This window comes from Aeromicrobium terrae, from assembly GCF_008039565.1.
Lineage (GTDB): Bacteria > Actinomycetota > Actinomycetes > Propionibacteriales > Nocardioidaceae > Aeromicrobium > Aeromicrobium terrae.
Genome location: NZ_VDUX01000004.1, coordinates 146,425 through 169,837 on the forward strand (window position 1 = coordinate 146,425; position 23,413 = coordinate 169,837).

A 23,413-nucleotide genomic window follows, 5' to 3' on the forward strand; every position below is an offset into this window, starting at 1 on the left:
TCCTCACCGTCCCTTCTGCAGGGACGACTTCAGCTTCACGGGGATGGACTCGGGCGCGATGGAGAACTGGCCGCGCAGGATGCCGCGGTTGGCGTCGCGCAGGCTGCCCACGGAGTTGGTGTTGTAGACGAACGCGGACAGGTCGTCGAGGTACGGCAGCAGGCCCTTCGTGAGGGGCTGCAGGTCCTTCGTGATCGGCCGCAGGTCGCCGATCAGGCGCCGCAGGTCGTACGAGGCCGGCTTCAGGTCCGCGGCCACCGGCTTGGCCTTGTTGACCACGGGACGGGCGTCGTCGAGGAACCCGTCGAGCTCGTCGACGGACTCGTCGAAGCGCGACAGCGCGTCGGGGAGCTCGTCGCTGGCGTCGCGGACGTCGTCGAGCGTCGGGTCGAGCTGGCCGATCAGCGCGGCGACGCTCGTGGACGCTCGGCGCAGCTCGGTGGAGAGCTCAGGCAGCTGGGCGAGCGACGCGTCGAGCGAGCCGTCCTGCTTCGCGACCGTGCCGAGCGTCTTCTGCAGCGACGTCGCCAACCGGGTGAGGCGCTTGTCGTTGCCACCGGTCGCGGTCGAGATCTCGGACATCGCGGTCACGAGCCGAGCCAGCTTCTCGCGGCGCGCGTCCAGCTGGTCCATGACCGGCTTGAGCTTCTTCAGCACCTCGTCGGTGGCCGTCAGGCCCTTGGGCAGCTCGGTGGGGGCGTTCGCGAGGGCCACGTCGGACTCCGCGAGCAGCGAGGTGAGTCCCGCCTGGGCGTTCTCGTCGAGGTGGGACAACACCTCGTCGACCTGGACGGGAGCGACCGAGTTGGCGACCGGCAGCACGTCGCCGTCGGAGAGCTTCTTGCCGTCCGGGGTGCCCGGATTGACCTCGACGTACATGTCGTTGAGCGGGCTCTTGGGCCGCAGCACCACCCGCGCGTTGTCGTAGACGGGGTACTTGTCCTCGATCCGGAGCTCGAGGACGGCCTCGCCGGACTTGGACACCGAGGCGGACCGGATGTCACCGACGTTGACGCCGGCGATGCGGACCTCCTGGCCGTTGCCCGGGCTGACGGCCGGAGCCTCGTCGAACGTGGCCATCACGGAGTACTTGTTCTCCCACGGCGGGTTGAAGCGCTCGTGCGAGAGGAAGTAGCCGGCGAAGATCGCACCGAGCAGGACGAGGACGGCGATGGCGATGAGGTTGCGGCCCAGCCCGGGCTCGCTGCGCGCTCGCTCCCAGAACCGCCCGACACCGCGGGTCAGTGTCGTCATCGCTGCTCACCCTGCTTAGCGATCCCGGTGAAGAGCTGCTCGAGGCTGATCGGCAGTCCGGCCAGCGAGCCCGGCCCGACGCCCGGCATGAAGCTGATGGCCGAGCCGTTGTTGTCCATCATGTTGGCCTGGGCGAGGTTCGACACCATGTAGGCGAGCTCCTTGTAGAAGGGCCGGTCGGCACCACCGCCGGCGTAGTCGCCGGTGCCGTGCCACGGCGACTTCACGGTCTTCATGATCGGTCCGTTGACCCGGTCCAGGACCGGCCCGCGCAGGTTGTCGACCGTCCCGGTGAGGTCCTGCGTCGTGGGCACCAAATTCTTCATGACCGGGTTGGCGTCGGTCAGGACGGTGCGCAGCGAGGCCACGACCGGTCGGGCCTCCTCGGCCACCGGTCCGAGGTTCTCGAGCAGGTCGTCGAGCTCCTGCACGGAATCTCGCGCCGGACCGGCGGTCCTCTTCAGGTTGTCCAGCGTCCCGCGCAGGTCCTGCATCATCCCGATCGTCTCGTCGAGCGTCTCCGGCATGACCCGTGTGGACGTGCGGAGGTCGTCCCGCCGTGCCGCGAGCACCGACGACGTCGACGCCAGGTCGGTGACGATGCCGTCGAGCTGGTGGTCCTTCGCCGCGAGGACGCGCGCGGTCGACTCCAGACCGCCGACGAGCTTGCGCAGGTCGGTCTTGGGCCGCGTGCCCTGCATGGCGGTCATGGCGCCCGTGGCCGGCTCGAGGGTGTCGGGTGCGTCGGAGACCAGCTTCCGCAGCGCCTTGGACCCCTTCGTGTCGAGGGTGTCGTCCAGGTCGCTGACGCTGCTGCGGATGCCCTCGCGGGCGCCCTCCGGCATGGCCGCGGCCACGGCGTCGAGCTCGACCGGCAGGTTCGTCCGCGAGTGCGGGATCGTGCCGTGGAACCTGCCACGGAGCCCGCCGGGCACGATGTCGACGTAGTAGTTGCCGCCCAGCAGGGTGGCCGGCCGGATCCGTGCCGACGGCGACTTGCCCATCGCGTCCAGCGAGTCACCCTCGACCTCGAGGCGGACCTCGGTGATGCCGTCGTCGTTGCGGTGCACGGACTTGACCACGCCGATGTCGACGCCGGCGATCTTCGCGTCGGAGACGAACGCGCGAAGGCGGTGCGCGTCGGTGAACTCGACGGTGATCGTGTCGCCGGGCTTCACGGCCGTGATGATGGCCTGCTTCTGGAACAGGGCGATGCCGGCGATCAGCGAGAGCCCCACGAAGATCGTGCCCCAGTGCAGCGTCGACAGACGGCGGCGCTTGGGCGTGCCACGGCGCTTCATCAGCGGATCCCTCCGTTGGCGCGCGACTTGTCGAGCGCGGCTTCACCCGGACCCGGGTAGGGGTTGCGCGGCACGGGCAGCGCCAGGCCGGCGACGGACTCCATGCCGGGCAGGATCATGATCCGCAGCCAGTGCCCCGCCTTGTCGCCGTGGGACAAGGTGTCCGTGGTCTGCGTGTAGTAGTTCGAGATCTCGTCGGAGTACTGGCCGAAGATCGAGGCCGGCGGGGCCGCCGAGTCGCCGGTCTTCACGAGCTGACGGGCCAGCGGCCGGGCGTCGTCGATCAGCCCGGTCAGGTCCTCCACGGCGGGCTCGGCCTGGTGGTTGACGTCCGGCATGCGGCGCAGCGGCTTCACCGACTCCCGCAGCAGCCCGCGGAGGTCCGGGACCGAGTCGCCGAGAGCTGTCGCGCCTGGACGCAACCTGGTCATGGCGGACTCGGTGTCGGCGAGCGGCTTGTTGAGCGAGTCCAGCGCCGTCCTGGTGGCGTCGAGCGTCGACGGCCCTTCCTTCAGCGTGTTCTTCAAGGGCTCGGCCTCGTCGACGCCCATCGCCTTGAGCGTGGTGCCGAACTGACGGGTCAGGTCAGCGATCTCCTGATCGCGGTCCGCGAACCGGGCGGACAGGGTGTCGGCCGCCCGCAGGAACCCGACGAGCGACGAGCCGTCGTCCTTCGCGAGGGTCGACGACACGGTGCTCAGGTCGTCGAGCAGGCCGGGGGCGCTCCCGACTGCTGCGTGCATGTCGTCGGCGTGTCCGACCATGCCGCCGCCGAAGTTGGTCAGCGTCGTGGAGGCCGCGTCGCGGGTCTTCTTGTCGAACGTGTTGAACAGCTCGTTGATGTCCTCCGCGCCGATCGTCTGCTTCACCGGCAGGGTGGCTCCGGACGCGAGCTCGCCGGCGGCCTTCGTCCCCGGATCGAGGTTGACGAACTTCTGGCCGAGCCCGGAACGGTCCGAGATGCGGGCGGTCGCGTCCTGGTGGACGACCGTGTCCGGGTCGTCGAGCTTGAGGATCGCCACCGCGCGGCCGTCCTGCAGCTTCATGTCGTCGACGAAGCCGACGCGGGTGCTGGCGACCCGGACGTCGTCGCCGGGGTTCAAGCCGTTCATGTCGGCGAAGACGACTTTCACGACCTTGCGCTCGGCCAGCGGCGACCCGTGGGTGGCGTTCAGGCCGAAGAGCACGGCCACCCCGAAGAGGGCCATCATCACGACCCCGACGATGAAGGGGGTCTGCTTCGAGGACAGCACGTCAGTTACCTCCGAACAGGAATCCGAGAAGACTCTTTTCCTGCTTCTTCTCCAGGCCGGTGGGTCCGTCGGACGTGCCCGAGAAGTCGAGCAGGCCGGCTAGGGGCTTCTGGGTCGACGGCGCCGCCTCCGGCTGGCTCGACGCCTTGGGCTTGCTCACCGGCACCAGGCCCGTGAGCATCGCGGTGTTGATCGACGCGTTGACGCGGAAGTAGTGCGACAGGCCGTCGTGACCGTTGGTCGTCAGCGCCCAGTACCGGATGAAGTTGAATAGGTTCTCCCGGTTGGCCGTCACCTTGCTCACCACCGGGCGGGTCGAGCCCACAGCGGTCGCGAGGTCCGGGCCGCCCTTGCGCATGTCGTCGGCCGCCGGGGTCGCGACGTCGAGCAGCTTCTGGGCCCGCTCGAGCACCGGTCGCGACGTCGCGAGCGCCGGGTCGAGCGCGTCCGACATGGCCGTGAGCTCCTTCGAGATCTGCGGCAGCCTGTCGGTGAGCGGTCGCATGCCCTCGAGCGTCGGCGTGGTCTGCTCGGCGGTCCCGGACAGGTGATCCAGGGTGGAGCGGGCCGACGCCAAGGTCTTCGGCAGGCGCTGGAGGGTCTTGTCGAGGTCCTCCTGCTGGGCGCTGGACGCGGCCAGCAGCTCGTCGGCCGAGTCGACGATCTTGTCCATCGCCTTGCCGTCGTCGGTGGCCAGCGCCTTCGCGACCGGCTCGACGTTCTCGATCAGCGACCCGAGCAGCTCGTTGTGCTGCGCGAGGACGGCGGCCATCTTCTCGGTCTCCCGCATGCTCGGGGCGAGCGACGTGAGGGCGGCGTCGGCCTTCTTGCCGTTGCCGCGCAGCCCCGACCCGAGCGTCGTCACGAGCGCACCCATGCCCTTGCCAGTGGGGTCGTCGAACGTGTTGAGGACGTCGTCCAGTCCGACGTTCGAGGCCGTCCGGCTCACCGGGACGCGGGCGGACAGGTCGAGCGTCGGAGCGCCCGCCGTGCCCCGGTCGATGTCGACGTAGCGCTCGCCGAGCAGGCTGACCGGACGGATCGTGAACGTGGCGTCGTCGTGAAGCGGCATCGCGGCTCGGTCGAGCGACATCGTGACCTCGGCGTGACCCTTGCGGACCGCCAGCTTCTTCACGGTGCCGACGACGACGCCGTCGACCTTGACCTGGTTGCCCTCGACGAGCGGGGCGGCCGACGTGAACTCGGCGACCACCTTCGTGCCGTCGTCGCCGCCGATCTCGCGGACCCCCAGCACGAGGGCCGCCGCCACCAGCAGCGCCGCGACTCCCGTGGTCAGCACTCGCATCCTCGGCGTCATCGCATCTCGCTTCCGTACGCGTCTTCCCACGGCTGACCGACCGGCTGCCCCGGCTTCGGGGTGAGGTTCTGGGTCACGCCGGGGCCCTTCATGCCGACGCCGATGGCGGACTCCAGCCCGGCCTGGACGTAGAACCGGGTGTAGTGACCGTTGGCGTCGTAGTTGCCGGCCGCCGAGCCCCAGTTGGTGGCCCAGCCGGCCACCTCGGGCGTGTACGGACGCAGGAAGTCCAGCACCGGCGTGAGCGAGGTGAGGGCCTTGTTCGCCTCGGGGAGGGTCTTGCTGCCCGTGTCCATCAGGTCGGGCGTCCAGCCCAGCAGCCGGGCCAGCGAGCCGAGCGTCGGCCGCAGCTGTGCCACGGCCGGACGCAGGTCCTGCAGCAGCGGGCGCAGGTCCTTGGAGACCGAGGCCAGGCGGTCGGTCGCCGGGTCCAGGTCCTCCAGGAGGGGAACGGTGGCGTCCACGGTGTCGGGGACGAGGCCCAGCGTGTTCTCGGCCTCGTCGAGCACGTCCGGCAGCCGATCCAGCGTCTCGCCGAGCGCCTGGCGCTCGGTCACCGTCGCGGCGGTGGTGGCCCCGAGGTCATCGACGATCTGCGCGATGCTCCGGTCACGGCGCTGCAGGATCGTCATCGTGTTGTCGAGCTGGGTGACCAGCTGCTTGATGGCCGTGCCGTCGGTGCCGACCTCGCGGAGCACGGCACCGAGCGCCTGCACGGCCGGTCCGGCCGACTCCAGCGACGCGTTCGCCTGCTTCTCCCGTCCGTCCAGCGTGGTGGCCAGGCGGTCGGTGAGGGAGTTGAGCTTCTTGCGGGTCGGGGCGTCGAGCGCGGCGAGGACCTTGTCCAGCTCCACCGGCTCCGCCTGGACCCCGGCCAGCATCGCGCCGTCCGGGAGCTCGGCGTTCTTCTCCGGGCCGTCGTGGATCTGGAGCAGCCGCTCGCCCAGGGCCGCCTTCCAGACGACCTCGGCCTTGGCGCCGTCGTGGAGCCGGCCGTACGACGTGTCGAGGTCGACCTCGATCTTCGCCTTGCCGTCCTCCACCTCGATGCTCGAGATCGACCCGGCCTCGTACCCGTTGCGCATGACCGAGCCGCCCTCGAAGAGGTTGTTGGCGTTCGGCAGCACCATGGAGACCCGGTAGTCGTCGGAGCCCGAGCGGACCAGGGCGGCTCCGCCGACGAGGCAGCAGGCCACCACCAGTGTGATGATCTTGGGCATGCGTCAGTCCATCCCCAGCGGGCCGGCGGACTCACCCGACAGGAACTGCCGCACGAACGGGTCCGGGGAGTTGAAGGCCGCCTCGGCCTCGCCGTAGTGCACAGCCTTGCCCTTCCAGATCACCCCGACGTAGTCGCTCACCTTCCGGGCGGTGCGGATGTCGTGGGTGACGACGAGGTAGGTGCCCTTGTGCCGCGAGTGCATGTCGAGGATGACGTCGTTGAGCAGGCTCGTGCGGACCGGGTCGAGGCCGGAGTCCGGCTCGTCGAAGAGCACGATGTCCGGCCCGAGGATGAGCGCCCGGGCGAACCCGGCGCGCTTGCGCATGCCGCCGGAGATCTCGCTGGGCAGCTTGGACGCCGCCTGCTCCAGGCCGACCTCGGCCAGGCTGTCCATGACGATGTCGGCGATGTCGGACTCCGACGTGTCGGTGTGCTTCCGCAGCGGGAACGCGACGTTGTCGAAGATGTTCATCGACCCGAACAGCGCGCCGTCCTGGAACAGCACGCCGAACCGCTTGCGCAGCTCGTACCGCTCCTGCTTGGAGATCCCCCAGATGTTCTGTCCGTGGATGAGCACCTCGCCCCGGTCCGGCTCCAGCAGCCCGACGAGGTGCTTGATGAGCACGCTCTTGCCGGTGCCGGAGGGGCCCAGGATGGTGGTGATCGCGTCGTCGACAAAGTTCAGGTTCAGCCCGGTCAACACGTCGAACGGTCCGAAGGACTTGTGGACGTCGCGCACCTCCATCGAGTGCACGCCGTTGCCGGCCGGGCGCTGGTCGGTGGTCGCGGTTTCCAGCTCCACGCTCATCTCAGGGACTCCTAGTTTCCGATCGGGGCGTTGGGAGACAACCCCCAGAACAGCTGTGTTCCGAGCGCCCCGATCAGGTGGATCAGGACCATGTTGAGGATCATCGACTTGGCGGTGTTCTTGCCGACCTCGACCGAGCCACCACGCACGGTGTAGCCGTAGTAACAGGCCACGAACACGATGGCGGTGCCCATCGTCATGCCCTTGATCATCGAGAAGAGATAGTCGGCGGGGTTCTGATAGAGCCAGAAGATGAACATGTGGCCGCCGGGTGAGACACCGCCGACGTAGTAGACGGTCACGAGGATCTCGCCGAGCGACATCATCCCGAGGCTGACGGCGTACAGGAACGGCATCGCCATCCAGGCGGCGACCACGCGGGTGCCGACGAGGTAGCTGCGGGAGTCGACGCCCATGACCTCGAGCGCGTCGACCTCCTCGGAGATCTTCATCGAGCCGATCTCGGCGACCAGGCCGCAGCCGACCTTCGCGGCGAGGATGTAGCCCCACATGTAGGGGACGAGCTCGCGCACGGCGCACCAGGCGTTGAAGATGCCCGAGTAGATCGGAGCGCCGACCTGCTTCGTGGTGTAGATCGCCTCGGTGCCGCACATCGTCCCCATGACGAACTGCATGCTCCAGATGATCAAGCCGCTGGAGAGGATCAGGACGGCTGCCTGACGCACGACCTCGGCCCAGTGCGTGCGGACCTCCGGGAGGCTGCGCGTCACCTGGGCGGAGAAGACAAGGATCTCGCCGCCGGTGCGCAGGGCGCTCTTGACGGACTCCAGCGCGCTGCGGGCGCTGAGCACCGTGTCCTCGGGCTGAGGGGGTGCGAGGCGGTCCTGACGGGGTGTCCCGTCCTCGGTCATGGTCATCGCCGCCCCCTCACTTGAAGACCTGGATGTCGGGGTTGAGGCCCAGCAGGATGTTGGTGAAGACGACGTTGACGACCCAGATCATCGCGAAGGCGATGACGACCGCCTGGTTCACCGCGCGGCCGACGCCGATGGCGCCGCCCTTGGCGTACAGGCCCTTGTAGCAGCAGACGACGCCGATGATCAGGCCGAAGATGGTCGTCTTGACCACGCTGCCCCAGATGTCCGGGGTCGTCAGGTTCGCGAAGAGGTTGTTGTAGAACGCCCAGGGGTTCGCGCCCAGGACCAGCACCGAGGCGATGTAGCCGCCCAGCAGGCCGAAGCACAGAGCCACGACGTCCAGCAGGCCGGTGATGAGCGTGACCGCGACGACGCGCGGCAGCACGAGCGTCCGCACCGGGTCGACGCCGAGGACCTCCATGGCGTCGATCTCCTCGCGGATGCGCCGAGCTCCGAGGTCCGCGGTGATGGCCGAGCCGACGACGCCGGCCACGACCATCGCGTTCACCCAGGGGGCGAACTCGCGGATGCTCGCCATGATGAAGAACGACCCGAGCCGCTCCGGCATGCCGAAGAGGTTGTAGAGGTTGCCGCCCTGCAGGCCCGGCGCGCCGAGGCCGAAGAACGTGCAGGAGACCGCCATCGGGATCCAGCACTGCTTGAGGATCAGGAACATCTGGTCGACGGCGTCGCGCCAGTAGTCCCACGGGCCGCGCACGGCCATCCACAGGACCTGGCCGCCGAGGACGCCCATCTCGCCGAGCTCGACGAACATCGAGCGGATGGTGCCGGACGAGCGCTTGGACCGGACGGCCGGTGCGCGCGCCTCCTCCGGCGCCGGCTGGGTGGCGGTCATCGGGCAGCACCGCCCTCGGATGCCGTCACGCAACGACGTGGGTGCATGTGGACCGCCTGGGAGTTGAGGTTCCGAACTCCCGCCACTCTTCAGGCGACTGTGACGCGGCGCACTGTCCGAGCAGACAAACTTTGCAGCCCTCTTTGTCGGTTAGGACCTACGCCCTGGAACGGCCGGGTCACTAGCGTGACGGGATGAAGGAATCCCGCGTCCCGGCGCCGCGGCCGCGTCCTCGCATCGACGTCCCGGTGGCCGTGCGCGGGGCGTCGACCGGCTTCAGCATCCTCATCATCGGCGGCCTCATGTCCCCGATCATCGCGGCGTTCTCGCCGCCCCTCGCCGGCACCTGGCTCACCGCCGTCGCGATCTCCGCGTTCATGATCTCGGCCCGTCACGTGGGCCTGGCGTCCGTGCCGGTGCTGCACGGTGCGTTCGCCGCGGTCGCGTCCTACGTCCTCGTGCTGCCTCTGCTGCTCCCGTTCGAGGGCGCCCGCAACCTGCCGCAGATCCTGTTCACGTTCGCCACCGCCATCTCCGTGGGGGCGTGCACGTCCTGGATCCAGGCACGTCGCGGCGGGTCAGCGGAGCCGGCGGAGAGCGGTCCGAGCCGCGTGGTGGCCGACGAGGCCGTGCGCCCCGGGCCCCGGCGGCGCGGCCGCTGAGCACAGGAACACGCCCGGCACTCCGGTGCCGTAGGGGTTCAACGCCAGCCGTGGACCGACCAGGGTCTGGACCGGCGTCTTCTCCCCGGTGATGATGTCGCCCCCGACGTAGTTCGGGTTGTCCCGCGCGATCTGTGCCGTCGTGCGGACCCTCATGGCGCGGACGTGGTCGCGCACGCCCGGGGCGAACCGCTCGATCTGCCGGAGGACGAGCTCCGTGGCGTCACCGGTGTACCCGGAAGGCACGTGCGCATAGGCATCCACCGGGTGCAGGGAGCCCTGCGAGCGGGACGGGTCCGCGAGGTACTGCTGGCCGAGCAGGACGAAGGGCCGGTCGGGCATCTCGCCGCCAGCCGTGGCGCGCTCGGCGGCGGCCGTCTCGGCGAACGTGCCGCTGAGGTGGACGGTACCGGCCCGTCGGGCGGGCTCATAGCTCCAGGGGATGCCGTCCTCGACCGCGAGGGCGACCTGGAATGCCGCCGTGCCGTGCTGGAACCTCCGGTAGGCCTTCGACGTCCGGCGCCCCAGCCGGTCCCCGAGGATCCGGGCCGCCGACCGTGGCGACGTGTCGAGCATGACGATGTCGGCGCGGGGCAGCTCGTCGATCGACGAGACGTGGATGCCGGTCTCGACCCGGCCGCCGGACTTCTCCAGCAGGGTGATCATCGCGTCGGCGATCGCCGCCGACCCGCCGACGGCGACCGGCCAGCCGAAGCGGTGCGCGGCGGTGGCCAGCGCGGCGCCGATGGCCGAGGAGAGCAGCCCGGACATTGGCCGGAAGTTGTGGGCCGCCACGCCGCCCCAGAGGGCACGGGCCTCCTCGGTGCGGAACCGCCGGGCGAGGAGCCCGGCGGGCAGCGGCGCGTAGAGCCCGAAGCGGGCGAGCGCGATCGGGTGGCTCGGGACGTGCGCCAACGGCTGGAGGAACTCGTCGGCGATCCGGTCGAACCGCTCGGTGAGCGGGCCGTACATCCGGCGGTAGGAGCGGGCGTCGGCACCGAGCGACGCGGCGGTCTCCTCGACCGACCTCACCGCGGCCGCGCCACGTCCGCCGTCGAGCGGGTGGGCGTACTGGACGTCGGGCCAGGCCCACCGCAGACCGGCCTCGGCCAGGTCGAACCGCCGGGAGAAGACGGACTCCACCGCGAACGGGTGGAACCCGGAGCACTCGTCGTGGACGAGTCCCGGCAGCGTCGCCTCACCGGAGCGGACCCCGCCGCCGGGGGTGTCCGCCGACTCCAGGACGGTGACGTCGACCCCCTCGGCCGCGAGGGTGACGGCGGCAGCGAGCCCGTTGGGCCCGCTGCCGACGATCACCGCGCTCGTCATGCAGACGACGCCGGCGTCTGCTCGGCCGGAGCGGCGTCGATCCGGAACGTGCCGGGCACGTAGTTCGAGTGCCGCCACTCGACCTGGAGGTCGATCGGACCGTTGGGCAGCCACGGCTGCTGGGCGATCGCGTCGGTGACCTGCCAGGTGCCTCGCTCCACGATGCCGAGCGCGGCGTCGATGACGCGGTACTCCTGGGTCGGCTTGTTCACCGGCCGGGACTCCACGTAGGCGACCACGAACTCGCCCGGCTTGAAGTGCAGCCGGCGCTGGATCGCGGCGATCAGGCGCTCGTCGTGGATGTGGCCGTCACCGAAGTTCCAGCCGAGGATCACGTTGGCCGCGAACTCGGCCTCGCGGATCGTGTACCGGTTGATGTCGTCGCCGAGCGTGTGCATCAGCACCGAGAACAGGCCGGGACCCTGGCTGTGCAGCGACCGCCAGCCGAGGGTCAGCTGCATGGTCATGTCGGCCGCGTCCCGGTCGAGCTTCATGGCCTCCTGCAGTTGCTCCACCTGGAGCCGCGCGGGGGTGTCGAGCTCGTTCAGCCGCTCCTCGGCACCGGGTGCGAACGCCCACGTCGCCGACGCCCAGTTGCCGGCGTACTGCCGCATCGACGGCAGGAACGACACGAGGTCGGGACGCAGGTTGCCGAGCACGGGGAAGAACAGCAGCGCGGCGACGATGAGGGCGAGCAGCCAGCCGTTCGAGAAGTCGCCGATGTAGTAGCCGTCGTCGTTGCCCAGCCCCACGAAGAGGATCATCGCGATCAGGCCGTAGGCCACGTTCCACTCCAGCGGCACCGCGAGCGGGAACGTCGAGATGATGAACGCGTGGAACACCACCATGATCAGGGCGGCCACGAGAGCGATCTCCGGCGTGGTGGTGAACAGCAGCACGAGCGGGACGATCAGCTCGATCGAGGTGCCGCCGATGTGCGCCATGAACCAGGCCAGACCGGACGGGCGCAGGTCGTTCGGGAAGTCGCGGTAGTGCGCCTTGCGGAGCTTCTTCGACGGGTTGAACGGGGCGTTGGAGATCATCGGCGGCACCACGTTGGTGAAGTGGTGGCCGAACTTGGAGAAGCCCGCGCCCATCCAGATGATGACGATCAGCAGCTTGAACGCGATGATCATGTCGACGTAGCCGAGGGTCGCGGAGAAGATCAGCGCCGGCATGTACTGCTCGCTCCGGGCGCTCAGGAAGACCACCTTGTCGCGGAGTCCGTTGAGGATCAGCAGCACGACGGGGAGGATCATCGCCCAGTCGCGGACGAGGCCGCCGGTGGAGTCGGGCTCCATCGCGGTGAGGTCGGAGTTCGCCACGCCCGGGAGCACGAGCGCCAGCACGAGAGAGCCGAGCAGCGCGGCGTAGAGCGCCACGTCGAGCAGGGTGCGGGTGTCGCCGCCGGTGCCGGGGACCTTGTCGCCCCACGGCGCCATCCGGATGGTGCCCGGCCGCAGCCAGTAGCGGACGCCGCCGGTCATCGGCTTGAACCGGCCGCACAGCGGACCCCACGTGCCGCCGAGCGCCATGGCCTCGATCAGCAGGGTCCACAGCACGACCTTCTGGTACACGATCGGCTCGTCCCACCAGCTGGTGAAGCTGCCCAGACCCCCGACGTCGGAGGTGGCCGAGATGACGAGCAAGCCGCCGAGGGAGTACAGGACGACGAGCTTCAGCAGGTAGATCATGTGGATCATCCGGGGGGTGCCGAAGCCGTTCTCGGCCCAGAACGTCGACGTGATGCGGATGCGCTCCAGGAACGGCCGGCGGACGAAGTCCTCCGGCGCGATGTCCGGTGCGATCGGGGTCAGGAAGGGCATGGGGTCACGCTCCAGCGGTGGCGAGGATGGTCGGGGTCACGCTCTGAACGTAGGGAGCCCTGTGAGTGGGATCACTGTCCTCAGCGGACAAGGATTCGGTCGGCGTTCGTTCGGCGGGGCCGGAGCCGGCCGGCCCGCTACGACCGGTGCGCAGCCGCGGCGACGGTCGTGCGGATCGCGTCCGCGACCTGCTCCGGGCAGTCGTGGAAGGGGACGTGTCCGCCGTCGAGCGTGACGTGCCGCGCGGCCTCCAGGACCTCGCGAGCGCGAGCCGACTGGCGACCGTGGAGCAGCAGCCGATCGGCGTCGCCCCACGCCACGGTGACGGCGCCCTGGTCCAGGTCGCCTGGCTCGAACAGGTAGTCGTCGAACGCCTTCAGGGCGGCCACGAACGCGGGCGCCGCGAATGCGTCGGTCAGCGTGGCGACCACCTCGTCGAACGGCATCTGCGACGGGCGCTTCACCAGCTGCGCCAGCAGCGCCGCGCGGCCCGGTCCGGTCCGAGCTGCCTTGAGCACGGCGGGCTGGAGCGGCTGCGGCATCCGCGCGAGCGCCGCCAGCGAGAGCTGGGCGTACCGGCGCTCGGCCGCGGTCCAGAACCCCGCGGGCGAGATCGCCGTCGCCGAGCGGACCGCGCCGCGCTCGGCCAGCTCGAGTGCGATCGCACCACCCATCGAGTTGCCCGCGACGTGCGGGCGGTCGAGGCCCTGCTCGTCGAAGAACGCCTCGAACGCGTCGGCGTAGGCCCACACCGACGGGGTCACCCCGGCGGGCAGCGGGTCCGACCGGCCGAACCCGGGCGAGTCGCAGGCGAGGACGTCGTGCTCGTCGTGGAGGAGGTCCATCACCGGGCGCCAGGCCTGTCCGTGATGACCGACGCCGTGGATGAGGACGAGCGGGCTGCCGTGGCCTTCGCGAAGATGATGCACCCGGCCACGCTACGAAGACGGGCGCGTCCAGGGATCTGGCTGAGAGCACAAAGATCGGCGCCGACTTCGTCCTGCCGGCCCACGACCAACCGGCCCGGCACGACCTACGTTCCACCCATGAGCCACTCACTCACCGACCAGATCGCCGTCGTCACCGGCGCCGCCCACGGCATCGGTCTCACCATCGCCCGGACCCTCGCGGACGCCGGGGCGTCCGTCGTCGTCTCCGACATCGACGAGGCCGCTGCCAAGGCCGCCGCCGAGCAGATCCCGCGGGCCACCGCCATCGCCTGCGACGTCACCGACGAGGCGCAGGTGAAGTCCCTCGTCGACCAGACGGTGTCCACCCACGGCGCCCTCCACGTCATGGTGCCGAACGCCGGCGTCGCCACGGTCACGCCGATCCTCGGGATGGATCTGGCCACGTGGCGGTCGGTCACGTCGGTGAACCTGGACGGCGTCTTCCTGGCCCTGCGCTACGCGGCGCCGGCGATCATCGAGAGCGGCGGCGGCTCCGTCGTCACGATCGCCTCGGTCACCGCCAACGCCGGCTCGCCCCTGATCGCCCACTACGCCGCCGCGAAGGCCGGTGTCGTCAACCTCACCAAGACGGCGGCCGCCGAGCTCCGCGACCAGGGTGTGCGGGTCAATGCGGTGCTTCCCGGCTTCGTCGACACCGCGCTCGTCACGAACCAGGTCTCCTCGTTCGAGCAGGCGCTCGGCCTCGACGCCGGCGGCTTCGACCAGCTCATCGCCATGAAGCAGGGCCGGTACGGCACGGTCCAGGAGGTGGCCGACGCCGTGCTGTTCCTCGCGTCGGACGCCGCCTCGTTCTGCAGCGGCTCCGGGATCGTGCTGGACGGCGGACTCAACACCTCGCTGCTGTGACCGTTCGTGCCCGATGACCAAGGGGCCGGCGCCGGTTGTGCCCGGTCACGAACTTCGTCGCCGGCCGTTCCGTCCGCGCCGACGAGGCGCGAAGGTGAGCAGATGAAGGTGACGCGATGAACGCCGCAGCCGTGCACGTCGTGGGCGTGGGGATGATCCCGTTCTCCAAGCCCGGACGCAGCGACCCGTACGACGTCATGGGGGCCGAGGCGGCCCGTCGCGCCCTGGGCGACGCCGGCATCGGCCTGGCCGACGTGCAGCAGGCCTTCGTCGGCTACGTCTACGGCGACTCGGTCTCCGGCCAGGCGGCGCTGTACCGGCTCGGGCCGGCGGGCATGCCGATCGTCAACGTCAACAACAACTGCGCGACCGGCTCGTCCGCCTTGTGGCTGGCCCGCCAGGCCGTCGCCTCCGGTGCGGCCGACTGCGTGCTGGCCCTCGGCTTCGAGCAGATGACCCCCGGAGCCCTGGCGTCCGTCTTCACCGACCGGCCGGACGCGCTGCGGCTCTTCAACGAGGCGCGCGCCGACCACCAGGGCGAGGCCGACGGCGTCCCCACCGCGGCGCAGTTCTTCGGCAATGCCGGCCGGGCGTACATCGACGAGTTCGGCATGGACCCCGCGACGCTGGCCCTGATCTCGGTGAAGTCGCGCCGGCACGCCGCTGCGAACCCCTACGCGGTCTTCACCGACCCGGTCTCCGTCCACGACGTGCTCGAGTCCCCCACGATCCACGGTCCCCTGACCCGTCTTCAGTGCTGCCCGCCGACCTGCGGGGCGGCGGCGGCCGTCCTCTGCAGCGAGGAGTTCGCCCGGCGGCACGGGCTCGACACGTCGGTCCGCATCAAGGCGCAGGCCATGACGTCGGACCAGCCGGACACCTTCGACGGCGACCCGCGGGCCCTGGTGGGCGCCGGCATCGCCCGCCGTGCGGCGGACGCCGTCTACGAGGAGTCCGGCGTCGACCCGCTCGACATCCCCGTCGTGGAGCTGCACGACTGCTTCACCGCCAACGAGGTCCTCGCCTACGAGTCGCTGCGTCTCACCCCGGACGGCACGGCCGAGAAGTTCATCCTCGAGGGGGAGAACACGTACGGCGGCCGGGTCGTCACGAACCCGTCCGGCGGCCTGCTGTCGAAGGGACACCCGCTCGGTGCCACCGGACTGGCCCAGTGCGCCGAGCTCGTGTGGCAGCTCCGCGGCCAGGCCGACGACCGCCAGGTGCACGGCGCGCGTCTCGCGCTGCAGCACAACCTGGGGCTGGGCAGCGCGTGCGTCGTCACTCTCTACGAGAAGGTGTGACCGCGTCGCCGCCACCGCAGAGGTCGCGGCGCCAGTCGAGGATGCTGAGCGCCAGCATGGCGTCGCGGCTGTTCGCGAGTCGCGGGGCGTCCGGGTCGATCGACTGGAGCGCCTGCTCGACGCGGTAGCGGATCGTGTTGCGGTGCACGTGCAGCCGCTCGGCCGCCTGGGCGTGGTCGCCACCGAGCTCGAGGAAGACGAGCAGCGTCTCCCGCAGTCCCTCGTTGCGCTCGCACGGCTCGGCCAGCCCGCCCAGGACACGTCGGACGAAGTCCTCGAGCTCGACGTCGTCGTCGCGCATGAGCGCGACCGCGGCGACGTCGGCGAACGCCACGGCGGTGCGCGTCGGGTGTGACGACGCGAGCTGCTTGGCCCGGGACGCCTGCCGGATGCTGCGCCGGAACCCCTCGAGACCGGCGTGCGGGTCGCCGATCGCGATCCGGACGTTGAGGTCCTGCTCGCGCAGCCACCGCGCGAGGTCCTCCGTCGACAACCGGTGCGCGGCGCGGGTCGCGAACCACGCACGGCCCTCGTGCTCACCCGTCGTGACGAGCAGGTGCGGGGTGTGCGGACCGAGCGTCCGGGTGACGTGCGCCGCCACCTTGTCGAACGTCTGGAGGCTGTCGGCCCGGGACTCCGCGCCCGGGGCCCACAGCTCAACGGCGAGATGGGTGCCCTGCAACGGATAGCCGAGGACGCCCTCGATCTGCGAGACGTCGGTGACCTGCCCGGTCAGCACCTCGTTCACCCAGTGCTGGCGCACGCCGCTGCGGCTGCGGACCCAGCGCTCGCGCTCCTGCTCGTACTCGCGGGCGACGATGTCGCAGATGCGGTCGATGAACAGCGCGACGCGGGTGACGATGTTGCTGATCACCGAGACCTCGTACCGCACCCCCATGCCGTCGGCCACCTCGAGGCACATCGCGGTGAACCGTGCCTGCCCGAACCGGTACGCCCGCATCAGCGACGCCACCGAGACGTCGTTCTGCGCCAGCCGGCGCGCGTACTGCACCGCGCCCGGTGGAGCCTCGACCGTCGTCGGGTCCTTGCCCTCGTAGAGCGTCTGGATCAGCAGCAGCGTGTTCTCGCTGATGCTGGAGACCAGCAGGTCGCGGGTGCTGGCGTCCGCCACCAGGTCGGCGATCTCGTCGCCGGTGAAGGTGACCAGCGCGTCGACGAACTCGCGACGACGGGTCAGGACCTCCCGGATGATCTCCTCGACCCCGGTCTCCGCGTCGTCCACCACCTCGGGGACCACCGCCATCCTCGGACGCTTGTCGTCGTCCCAGTCGTCGAGCTCGTGCGAAGGCAGATCAGAGGCCGGGAGTCCCATGGTCGTTCCTCTCAGGCGGACGTGACGGTCGTGCGGAGCGTGGGCTTGTCGATCTTGCCGACGGGGTTCTTGGGGAGCTCGTCGACGAGGGTGACGGAGACCGGGAGCTTGTAGTCGCTCAGCCGTTCCCGGCAGAGCTCGAGCAGGTCGTCGGCGTCCGCGGTGGCGTCGGGGCGCCGGGCGACGAAGGCGACCGGCACCTCCCCGAGCACGTCGTGCGGCATGCCCACGACGGCGGCCTCCAGGACGTCGGGGTGCTGGTACAGCACCGACTCGATCTCCTTGGGGTAGATGTTCTCTCCGCCGCGGATGATCATGTCCTTCACCCGGTCGACCAGCACGAGGTAGCCGTCCTCGTCGAACCGCCCGACGTCGCCGGTGCGGAGCCAGCCGTCGACGATCGACTCCGCCGTCTCCTCCGGCTTGCCGAGGTACCCGACCATCACCGTGGGCCCGGCGATCGCGACCTCGCCGACTTCACCGGCCGGCAGCTGCCGGCCGTCCGAGTCGACGACCGCGACCTGCTGCCCGGGCAGCGGCAGCCCGACGGTGCCGGGCTTGCGGAGGCCGTGGAGCGGGTTGATCGTCGACGCGCACGTGGTCTCCGAGAGCCCGTAGCCCTCCACCAGCACGACGTCGAACCGCTGCTCGAAGCGGCTGATGAGCTCGGCCGGCATCGGGGCCGCACCGCACACCACGAACCGCAGGGACGACGTGTCTGGGTGGACGTCCTCCGGCAGCGCACTGAGGATCGCGTAGATCGCCGGCACCGCCGAGAAGTACGTCGGCCGCAGCCGCTCGACGTCGGCGAAGAACCGGTCGCGGGAGAACTTGCCCGTGATCGAGACCTGCCCGCCGGCGCGGAGTGGCGTGAGCGTGCCGAGCACGATGCCGTTCGCGTGGAACAACGGGAGCACCAACATGCTGTGGTCCGCCTCGGTGACCTCGAGCCACTCGATGAACGACGCGGTCATGGCGTCGAGGTTCGCGTGCGTCAGCATCACGCCCTTGGGCCGGCCGGTGGTGCCGCTCGTGTAGATCAGCAGCGCCAGGTCGTCGGCCGAAGGGTCGGCGAGCTCCGGCGCCGACGACGACGTCAGGTCGTCGACCCCGATCGTGGTGACGTCGGCGACCGGACCGGTGCCGTCGGCGGTGACGAGCAGGACAGAACCGGCGTCGAGCACCTGGTGCGTGGCCTCGGCCCCGGTGAGGACCGGGTTGAGCGGGTTCACCGTCGCCCCGAGACGCCACGCGGCGAACAGCACCACGACGAGCTCGACCCGGTTGTCCAGCTGCACGGCCACGACGTCGCCCCGGCCGACGCCGTGGTCGGCCAGGGTGCCCGCCGCCGCGGTGACGCGGGCGGCGAGCTCCCTGTTCGTCAGGTCCGTGCGGTCGTCGCCGATCGCCGGTGCGTCAGGTACGGAGCGCGCGCGGTCGTCTGGGAGCGAGGCGAAGTGCATGACCGGTGATCAGCCGACCGTCAGGACCGGCTCGGAGACCAGGCCGAAGCTTCGCAGCTGACCCAGCAGCTCGCGGTGCCCGAACGCCTGGCAGCCCGAGGCGAAGCCGACCTTCTTCGGCGGCTGCTGGAGCAGCGCGTAGGCGGCGTAGGCCTGCAGCAGCCCGGTCTGCTTGTAGTTCTCCTTGCCGTGGATCACGCAGTGCGCGCGGCCCAGCGGACCGGAGGCGTGCGCGGAGTCCATCGACTTGTTGACGCGCGGGTTCTCGCGCGGCGGCATCTCGCTCATCACCTGCGACGCCGTGGCGGCGAGCGCGGCGTACTTCTCCTCCACGCCCATGCCCTCGGTCGCCTGGATGGCTCCGGCGACGATCTGCGGCACGGCGAGCATCAGCCCGCGGTTGAAGACGCCGCCGAGCGCCCGGACGTTGGCCACGCGGGGATCGTTCTTGTACCAGACCGGGTGCGAGGTGCCGCCCCACGGCAGCGCGAGCGCGACCTCGTGCTGACCGGGAATGTTCAGGTGGTAGTGCCCGGCCTCGGGGTCGAACGGCACGTACTGATTCTGCTCGAGGTAGTGCGCGTCGGACAGCGCGGCGTTGAAGAGGATCGTCTGTGTCGACGCGATCGTCGGGCTGCCGCCCCAGAAGACCGCGATGTCGAGGGTGTCGAGGCCGGGCTGCTCGAGGGCGAGCTCGGCGGCGATCTCGCCGGTCGTGTACATCTGCGCCAGGCCGGGCGACAGCAGCAGGCCCGCACCCGCGAAGTCCTCGCCGTACGTGTCGGCGCACTTCATGACCCAGTCCTGCTCACCGGTGGTGTCGGTGTAGTTGACCCCGGCCGAGAGGCAGGCCTCGACGACCTCGGGGCCGAACCGGCTGAACGGACCGACGGTGTTCAGCACCACCGAGGCTCCGGTGAACAACTTGGTGAGGGCGTCGACCTCGTGCTCGACCTGGACGACCTCGTAGTCGGCGGTCTCGATGCCGGGCACGTTCGCGCCCATCGAGGAGGTGAGCTTGTCCTCGTCGCGGCCGGCGGCCACGAACGGCACGTTGTACTCACGGAGGTACTCGCAGATCAGTCGGCCGGTGTATCCGGACGCGCCGTAGACGACGACGGGCTTGTCACTCATGTTCAGTCCTTTGCTCGGAAGTTCGGGTGTCGGGTCACATGCCCATGGCGCCGTCGACGGACAGCGCCACGCCGTTCACGAAGGCGGAGTCGTCGGAGGCCAGGAACGCGACGGCGTCGGCGATGTCCTGCTCGGTGGCCAGGCGGCCCGACGGGGTCAGGCCGATGACGGCACCGACGGCCTCGTCTGGCGAGCCGAACAGCCCGAGCTCCGCGGTGTCGTTGGCGAGCTGGGCCCCCATGGCGTTGGGCACAAGACCCGGGCACACCGTGTTGACCCGGACGCCGTAGCCCAGGCGACCGGACTCGGCGGCGGCGACGCGGGACACGCGGTCGACCGCCGACTTGGAGGCGGAGTAGGCGCCGATGCCCGGGAACGCGATGGTGGCCGCGACCGACGCGATGTTGACGATCGCGCCGCCGCCGCCCGCCGGCCCCTCGGGGCGCATGGCGCGGAAGGCGTGCTTGATGCCGAGCATCGTGCCGAGGACGTTGACGTCGAGGATGCGGCGCGCGTGCTCGGGGTCGAGGTCGACGAGGAGGTCGGTGATCTCGATGCCGGCGTTGTTCACCAGGACGTCGAGGCCGCCGAGCGCGGCGAGCACCTCGGGCATCGCGGCTTCCCAGGACGCGTCGTCGGTGACGTCGAGCTGCACGAAGGCGGCCTTGTGCCCCTGGTCGGCCAGGGCCTCGGCGCTCGCGGCGCCCGCCTCGGCGTCGACGTCGGCCAGCACGACAGCGGCTCCCTGCGTGGCGACCGTCTCGGCCATCTTCAGGCCCAGACCGCGGGCCGCTCCGGTGATGAGGACCTTCCGGCCGCTCAGATCGCACGTTGCCATGTCGTTCTCCCCTTGCTCGGTGGTTGTGACCTGACCCACAGCAGAACAGAACTTTGGACACTTGGCAAGAGAATTCTTGACAAGTGTCCAGTAGGATGGGTTCATTCGTGCCAGCGCTCAGAACGCGCCTAGAATTTGGGCACGACGGACGAAAGGTCCTGCAGTGGTCACGTACAGCGAGCGCGTCGCGAACGCCGGCGTCGACAAGTTCAGCCGACGCCGCGAGGAGCTGGCGACCTCTGCCCTGGAGACCCTGGCCGAGCGCGGGTACGCCAACACCGGGCTGCGCGACATCGCCCAGCGGTCGGAGTTCTCGCACGGCGTCCTGCACTACTACTTCCAGGACAAGAACGACCTCATCCAGCACTGCGTCCGGCAGTACAAGAGCGAGTGCGCCACGCAGTACGACGACATCGTGGCCACCTCACAGACCGCGGACGAGCTCGACGAGCGGTTCTGCGCAGCCATGGCCGACACGCTGCGCGACGAGGCCTCGATGCACCGGCTCTGGTACGACCTGCGCAACCAGAGCATGTTCCAGGCCGAGCTGACCCCCGTCATCCAGGAGATCGACGGCCTGCTCGAGCGCATGATCTGGACGATCGTCACCCGCTACGCCGAGCTGCGCGGCCGCGACCCCGTGGTCGACTCGCCGCTGGCCTACGCGATGTACGACGGGATGTTCGAGCAGGCGCTCGGCGCCTTCCTCACCGGGGATCTGAGCGCGCTCGACGCGGTGGCCGCGAACTGCGGCCGCATCCTGCGACTCATCGTCCCCTAGAGGGTCGACTGCACCCCGGCCAGCAGCTGGCGGGCCATGACGATGCGCTGCACCTGGTTGGTGCCCTCGTAGATCTGGGTGATCTTGGCGTCGCGGAGCATGCGCTCGACGGGGTAGTCGCGGCTGTAGCCGTAGCCGCCCAGGACCTGCACCGCGTCGACCGTGACCTGCATGGCGGTGTCGGACGCGAAGCACTTCGCGGCCGCGCCGAAGAACGTCAGGTCCGGCTCGCCGCGCTCGGACCGGCCGGCCGCGGCGTAGACGAGCTGGCGGGCGGCCTCGATCTTCATGCCCATGTCGGCGAGCATGAACTGCAGGCCCTGGAAGTCGGCGATCGGCTTGCCGAACTGGGTGCGCTCCTGGGCGTAGCCGAGCGCGTAGTCGAGGGCGCCCTGGGCGACGCCGACGGCCTGCGCGGCGATCGCGATGCGGCTGTGGTCGAGCGTGCGCATGGCGATCGAGAAGCCCTCGCCGACCTCGCCGATGATGCGTTGTGCGGGGATCCGCACATCTTCGAGGTAGACCTCGCAGGTGGGCGAGCCCTTGATGCCGAGCTTCTTCTCCGGGGCGCCGAACGAGATGCCCGCGTCGGACTTCTCGACGACGAACGCGGTGATGCCCCTGCTGCCCTTGGACGGGTCGGTCTGGGCGAGCACGGTGTAGAACTCCGAGACGCCGGCGTTGGAGATCCAGCGCTTGGTGCCGTTGATGACCCACTCCTCGCCGTCGCGGACGGCGGTGGTCTGCTGGTTCGCCGCGTCGGAGCCGGCGTCGGGCTCGGTCAGGCAGTAGGAGAAGCTGCCCTCGCCGCGCGCCAGGGCGCCGAGGTACTTCTGCTTGAGCTCCTCGGAGCCGGCGAGCTGCACCGGCAGCGACCCGAGCTTGTTGACCGCGGGGATCAGCGAGGCCGAGACGTCGACCCGCGCGATCTCCTCCACGATGATCGCGCTCGCGAGCGCATCCGCACCCGCTCCCCCGTACTCCTCAGGGACGTGGGCGGCGTGGAAGTCCGACGCCACCAGCGCGTCGTGCGCCTCCTGCGGGTAGCGCGCGTGCTCGTCGACGTCGGCGGCGTACGGTGCGATCTTGTTCTCACAGACGGACCGGACGGCCTCGCGGATCGCGCGGTGGTCCTCGGACAGCTCGTACGTCATCACTTCTCCTGGTAGGGGTAGAACCCGTGGCCGGCCTTCTTGCCGAGCAGTCCGGCCTCGACCATGCGGTCGAGGATCGGCGGCGGCGAGTACAGCGGCTCCTTGAACTCCTCGTACATCGAGATGCCGATGGCGCGGACGGTGTCCAGGCCGATCAGGTCGCTCAGGGCGAGCGGGCCCATCGGGTGCCCGCAGCCGAGGACCATGCCGCGGTCGATGTCGGCCGCCGACGCGTAGCCGGCCTCGTACATCCGGATCGCCGAGAGCAGGTACGGCACGAGCAGGCTGTTGACCACGAATCCGGCGCGGTCGGTGGCCTCGATGGGCTCCTTGCCGAGCTCGTCGGTGACGAACGACCGCATCCGGTCCATCGTGGCTGACGCGGTGGTGAGCGACGGGATGAGCTCGACGAGCTTCATCACCGGGGCGGGGTTGAAGAAGTGGACGCCCATGACGTGGTCGGCGCGGCCGGAGACGGCGCCGAGCTTCACGATCGGGATGGACGACGTGTTGGACGCGAGGATCGCGTCGTCGTCGGTGAGGATCTGTCCGACCCGGCGGAACAGGTCGAGCTTGGTGCACTCGTCCTCCGTGGCCGCCTCGACCACCAGGCGACGGTCGGCCAGGGCCTCCAGGTCGTCGACGAAGCGGATCCGGTCCAAGACCGCCGCGACCTCGTCGGCCGCGATCTTGCCGCGACTCTCCGCCCGGCGCAGTGACGCCTCGACCCGCGCCTCCGCCGCCTTGGCCGCATCGGCCGAGACCTCGACGCCCACGACGTCCAGCCCCGCCCGTGCGGCGACCTCGACGATGCCGGACCCCATCAGCCCGCCACCGATCACTCCGATCCGCTCGATCATCTGACCCTCCCTGTTGATACTGAGT

The 23,413-nt window shown here is 70.0% G+C and carries 21 protein-coding genes; 4 read left to right on the plus strand and 17 right to left on the minus strand.

The genetic code is table 11. The annotated features are described in order from the left end of the window. Nucleotides 1-3: 3 nt before the first annotated feature. Genes FHP06_RS09740 through FHP06_RS09775 form a run of 8 tightly spaced genes read right to left on the minus strand, consistent with a single transcriptional unit; the run spans nucleotide 4 to nucleotide 8,890 of the window. Nucleotides 4-1,254, minus strand: coding sequence for an MlaD family protein (locus FHP06_RS09740; protein WP_147686234.1), 1,251 nt, complete (start codon nucleotides 1,252-1,254; stop codon nucleotides 4-6). Continuing rightward, nucleotides 1,251-2,555 (minus strand): MlaD family protein, encoded by a 1,305-nt coding sequence (locus tag FHP06_RS09745; protein WP_147686236.1) that lies wholly within the window; start codon nucleotides 2,553-2,555, stop codon nucleotides 1,251-1,253. The genes FHP06_RS09740 and FHP06_RS09745 overlap by 4 nt, the downstream gene beginning before the upstream one ends. Continuing rightward, nucleotides 2,555-3,808, minus strand: a complete 1,254-nt coding sequence (locus FHP06_RS09750; RefSeq protein WP_147686238.1) for an MlaD family protein — start codon at nucleotides 3,806-3,808, stop codon at nucleotides 2,555-2,557. Before FHP06_RS09750 ends, FHP06_RS09745 begins: the two co-directional genes overlap by 1 nt. A 1-nt stretch (nucleotide 3,809) precedes the next feature. Next, entirely contained in the window at nucleotides 3,810-5,108 is a 1,299-nt protein-coding gene (locus tag FHP06_RS09755) for an MlaD family protein (protein WP_187271874.1), read from the minus strand. Nucleotides 5,109-5,122: 14 nt separating this feature from the next. Beyond that, nucleotides 5,123-6,346: an MlaD family protein gene (locus tag FHP06_RS09760; RefSeq protein WP_147686242.1), complete on the minus strand. Its 1,224-nt coding sequence runs from the start codon at nucleotides 6,344-6,346 to the stop codon at nucleotides 5,123-5,125. Nucleotides 6,347-6,349: 3 nt separating this feature from the next. Continuing rightward, nucleotides 6,350-7,156: an ABC transporter ATP-binding protein gene (locus FHP06_RS09765; protein ID WP_147686244.1), complete on the minus strand. Its 807-nt coding sequence runs from the start codon at nucleotides 7,154-7,156 to the stop codon at nucleotides 6,350-6,352. An 11-nt stretch (nucleotides 7,157-7,167) separates the two neighbouring features. Next, nucleotides 7,168-8,034: an ABC transporter permease gene (locus FHP06_RS09770; protein WP_147686246.1), complete on the minus strand. Its 867-nt coding sequence runs from the start codon at nucleotides 8,032-8,034 to the stop codon at nucleotides 7,168-7,170. A gap of 10 nt (nucleotides 8,035-8,044) precedes the next feature. Continuing rightward, a complete protein-coding gene (locus tag FHP06_RS09775) occupies nucleotides 8,045-8,890 on the minus strand; it encodes an MlaE family ABC transporter permease (RefSeq protein WP_222706442.1) in 846 nt (281 codons plus the stop codon). A gap of 194 nt (nucleotides 8,891-9,084) precedes the next feature. On the opposite strand from FHP06_RS09775, the gene FHP06_RS09780 reads away from it, so the two are divergent. Next, a complete protein-coding gene (locus tag FHP06_RS09780; protein ID WP_187271875.1) occupies nucleotides 9,085-9,552 on the plus strand; it encodes a hypothetical protein in 468 nt (155 codons plus the stop codon). Here the strand turns inward: FHP06_RS09780 and FHP06_RS09785 are convergent. The 3 genes from FHP06_RS09785 to FHP06_RS09795 all read right to left on the minus strand — a co-directional run bounded on the left by FHP06_RS09785 (nucleotide 9,469) and on the right by FHP06_RS09795 (nucleotide 13,636). Further along, complete coding sequence (locus FHP06_RS09785) at nucleotides 9,469-10,881, minus strand: phytoene desaturase family protein (RefSeq protein ID WP_147686248.1); 1,413 nt, start codon at nucleotides 10,879-10,881, stop codon at nucleotides 9,469-9,471. The genes FHP06_RS09780 and FHP06_RS09785 overlap by 84 nt on opposite strands. Continuing rightward, nucleotides 10,878-12,707, minus strand: a complete 1,830-nt coding sequence (locus tag FHP06_RS09790) for a DUF3556 domain-containing protein (RefSeq protein WP_147686250.1) — start codon at nucleotides 12,705-12,707, stop codon at nucleotides 10,878-10,880. Before FHP06_RS09790 ends, FHP06_RS09785 begins: the two co-directional genes overlap by 4 nt. Before the next feature lie 137 nt (nucleotides 12,708-12,844). Continuing rightward, the gene (locus tag FHP06_RS09795; protein WP_147686252.1) at nucleotides 12,845-13,636 is read right to left on the minus strand and encodes an alpha/beta fold hydrolase; all 792 of its coding nucleotides are present in this window, start codon (nucleotides 13,634-13,636) and stop codon (nucleotides 12,845-12,847) included. A gap of 117 nt (nucleotides 13,637-13,753) precedes the next feature. Between FHP06_RS09795 and FHP06_RS09800 the strand changes: the two genes are divergently transcribed. Then, a complete protein-coding gene (locus FHP06_RS09800; protein WP_147686254.1) occupies nucleotides 13,754-14,524 on the plus strand; it encodes an SDR family NAD(P)-dependent oxidoreductase in 771 nt (256 codons plus the stop codon). 116 nt (nucleotides 14,525-14,640) lie between these two features. Continuing rightward, nucleotides 14,641-15,825: a lipid-transfer protein gene (locus FHP06_RS09805; protein ID WP_147686256.1), complete on the plus strand. Its 1,185-nt coding sequence runs from the start codon at nucleotides 14,641-14,643 to the stop codon at nucleotides 15,823-15,825. Here the strand turns inward: FHP06_RS09805 and FHP06_RS09810 are convergent. The 4 genes from FHP06_RS09810 to FHP06_RS09825 are packed head-to-tail and all read right to left on the minus strand — an operon-like array spanning nucleotide 15,803 to nucleotide 20,593. Further along, entirely contained in the window at nucleotides 15,803-17,158 is a 1,356-nt protein-coding gene (locus FHP06_RS09810) for a PucR family transcriptional regulator (protein ID WP_147686258.1), read from the minus strand. The genes FHP06_RS09805 and FHP06_RS09810 overlap by 23 nt on opposite strands. A gap of 11 nt (nucleotides 17,159-17,169) precedes the next feature. After that, nucleotides 17,170-18,621 (minus strand): class I adenylate-forming enzyme family protein, encoded by a 1,452-nt coding sequence (locus FHP06_RS09815; protein ID WP_147686259.1) that lies wholly within the window; start codon nucleotides 18,619-18,621, stop codon nucleotides 17,170-17,172. 9 nt (nucleotides 18,622-18,630) lie between these two features. Further along, nucleotides 18,631-19,755 (minus strand): DUF5938 domain-containing protein, encoded by a 1,125-nt coding sequence (locus tag FHP06_RS09820; RefSeq protein ID WP_147686261.1) that lies wholly within the window; start codon nucleotides 19,753-19,755, stop codon nucleotides 18,631-18,633. Between the two features lie 34 nt (nucleotides 19,756-19,789). Further along, nucleotides 19,790-20,593: an SDR family NAD(P)-dependent oxidoreductase gene (locus tag FHP06_RS09825; RefSeq protein ID WP_147686263.1), complete on the minus strand. Its 804-nt coding sequence runs from the start codon at nucleotides 20,591-20,593 to the stop codon at nucleotides 19,790-19,792. Between the two features lie 163 nt (nucleotides 20,594-20,756). On the opposite strand from FHP06_RS09825, the gene FHP06_RS09830 reads away from it, so the two are divergent. Next, complete coding sequence (locus tag FHP06_RS09830; protein ID WP_147686265.1) at nucleotides 20,757-21,374, plus strand: TetR/AcrR family transcriptional regulator; 618 nt, start codon at nucleotides 20,757-20,759, stop codon at nucleotides 21,372-21,374. On the opposite strand, the gene FHP06_RS09835 is transcribed toward FHP06_RS09830, so the two are convergent. Continuing rightward, a complete protein-coding gene (locus FHP06_RS09835) occupies nucleotides 21,371-22,528 on the minus strand; it encodes an acyl-CoA dehydrogenase family protein (protein WP_147686267.1) in 1,158 nt (385 codons plus the stop codon). The genes FHP06_RS09830 and FHP06_RS09835 overlap by 4 nt on opposite strands. Beyond that, entirely contained in the window at nucleotides 22,528-23,385 is an 858-nt protein-coding gene (locus FHP06_RS09840; protein ID WP_147686713.1) for a 3-hydroxybutyryl-CoA dehydrogenase, read from the minus strand. Before FHP06_RS09840 ends, FHP06_RS09835 begins: the two co-directional genes overlap by 1 nt. Nucleotides 23,386-23,413: the final 28 nt, after the last annotated feature.

Bases quoted from the DNA above. Each gene is read 5' to 3' on its own strand.
- FHP06_RS09800 (WP_147686254.1), top strand. From the start codon at position 13,754: ATGAGCCACTCACTCACCGACCAGATCGCCGTCGTCACCGGCGCCGCC.
- FHP06_RS09740 (WP_147686234.1), bottom strand. From the start codon at position 1,254: ATGACGACACTGACCCGCGGTGTCGGGCGGTTCTGGGAGCGAGCGCGC.
- FHP06_RS09805 (WP_147686256.1), top strand. From the start codon at position 14,641: ATGAACGCCGCAGCCGTGCACGTCGTGGGCGTGGGGATGATCCCGTTC.
- FHP06_RS09820 (WP_147686261.1), bottom strand. From the start codon at position 19,755: ATGAGTGACAAGCCCGTCGTCGTCTACGGCGCGTCCGGATACACCGGC.
- FHP06_RS09775 (WP_222706442.1), bottom strand. From the start codon at position 8,890: ATGACCGCCACCCAGCCGGCGCCGGAGGAGGCGCGCGCACCGGCCGTC.
- FHP06_RS09825 (WP_147686263.1), bottom strand. From the start codon at position 20,593: ATGGCAACGTGCGATCTGAGCGGCCGGAAGGTCCTCATCACCGGAGCG.
- FHP06_RS09815 (WP_147686259.1), bottom strand. From the start codon at position 18,621: ATGCACTTCGCCTCGCTCCCAGACGACCGCGCGCGCTCCGTACCTGAC.
- FHP06_RS09765 (WP_147686244.1), bottom strand. From the start codon at position 7,156: ATGAGCGTGGAGCTGGAAACCGCGACCACCGACCAGCGCCCGGCCGGC.
- FHP06_RS09835 (WP_147686267.1), bottom strand. From the start codon at position 22,528: ATGACGTACGAGCTGTCCGAGGACCACCGCGCGATCCGCGAGGCCGTC.
- FHP06_RS09770 (WP_147686246.1), bottom strand. From the start codon at position 8,034: ATGACCATGACCGAGGACGGGACACCCCGTCAGGACCGCCTCGCACCC.
- FHP06_RS09745 (WP_147686236.1), bottom strand. From the start codon at position 2,555: ATGAAGCGCCGTGGCACGCCCAAGCGCCGCCGTCTGTCGACGCTGCAC.
- FHP06_RS09790 (WP_147686250.1), bottom strand. From the start codon at position 12,707: ATGCCCTTCCTGACCCCGATCGCACCGGACATCGCGCCGGAGGACTTC.
- FHP06_RS09785 (WP_147686248.1), bottom strand. From the start codon at position 10,881: ATGACGAGCGCGGTGATCGTCGGCAGCGGGCCCAACGGGCTCGCTGCC.
- FHP06_RS09810 (WP_147686258.1), bottom strand. From the start codon at position 17,158: ATGGGACTCCCGGCCTCTGATCTGCCTTCGCACGAGCTCGACGACTGG.
- FHP06_RS09760 (WP_147686242.1), bottom strand. From the start codon at position 6,346: ATGCCCAAGATCATCACACTGGTGGTGGCCTGCTGCCTCGTCGGCGGA.
- FHP06_RS09780 (WP_187271875.1), top strand. From the start codon at position 9,085: ATGAAGGAATCCCGCGTCCCGGCGCCGCGGCCGCGTCCTCGCATCGAC.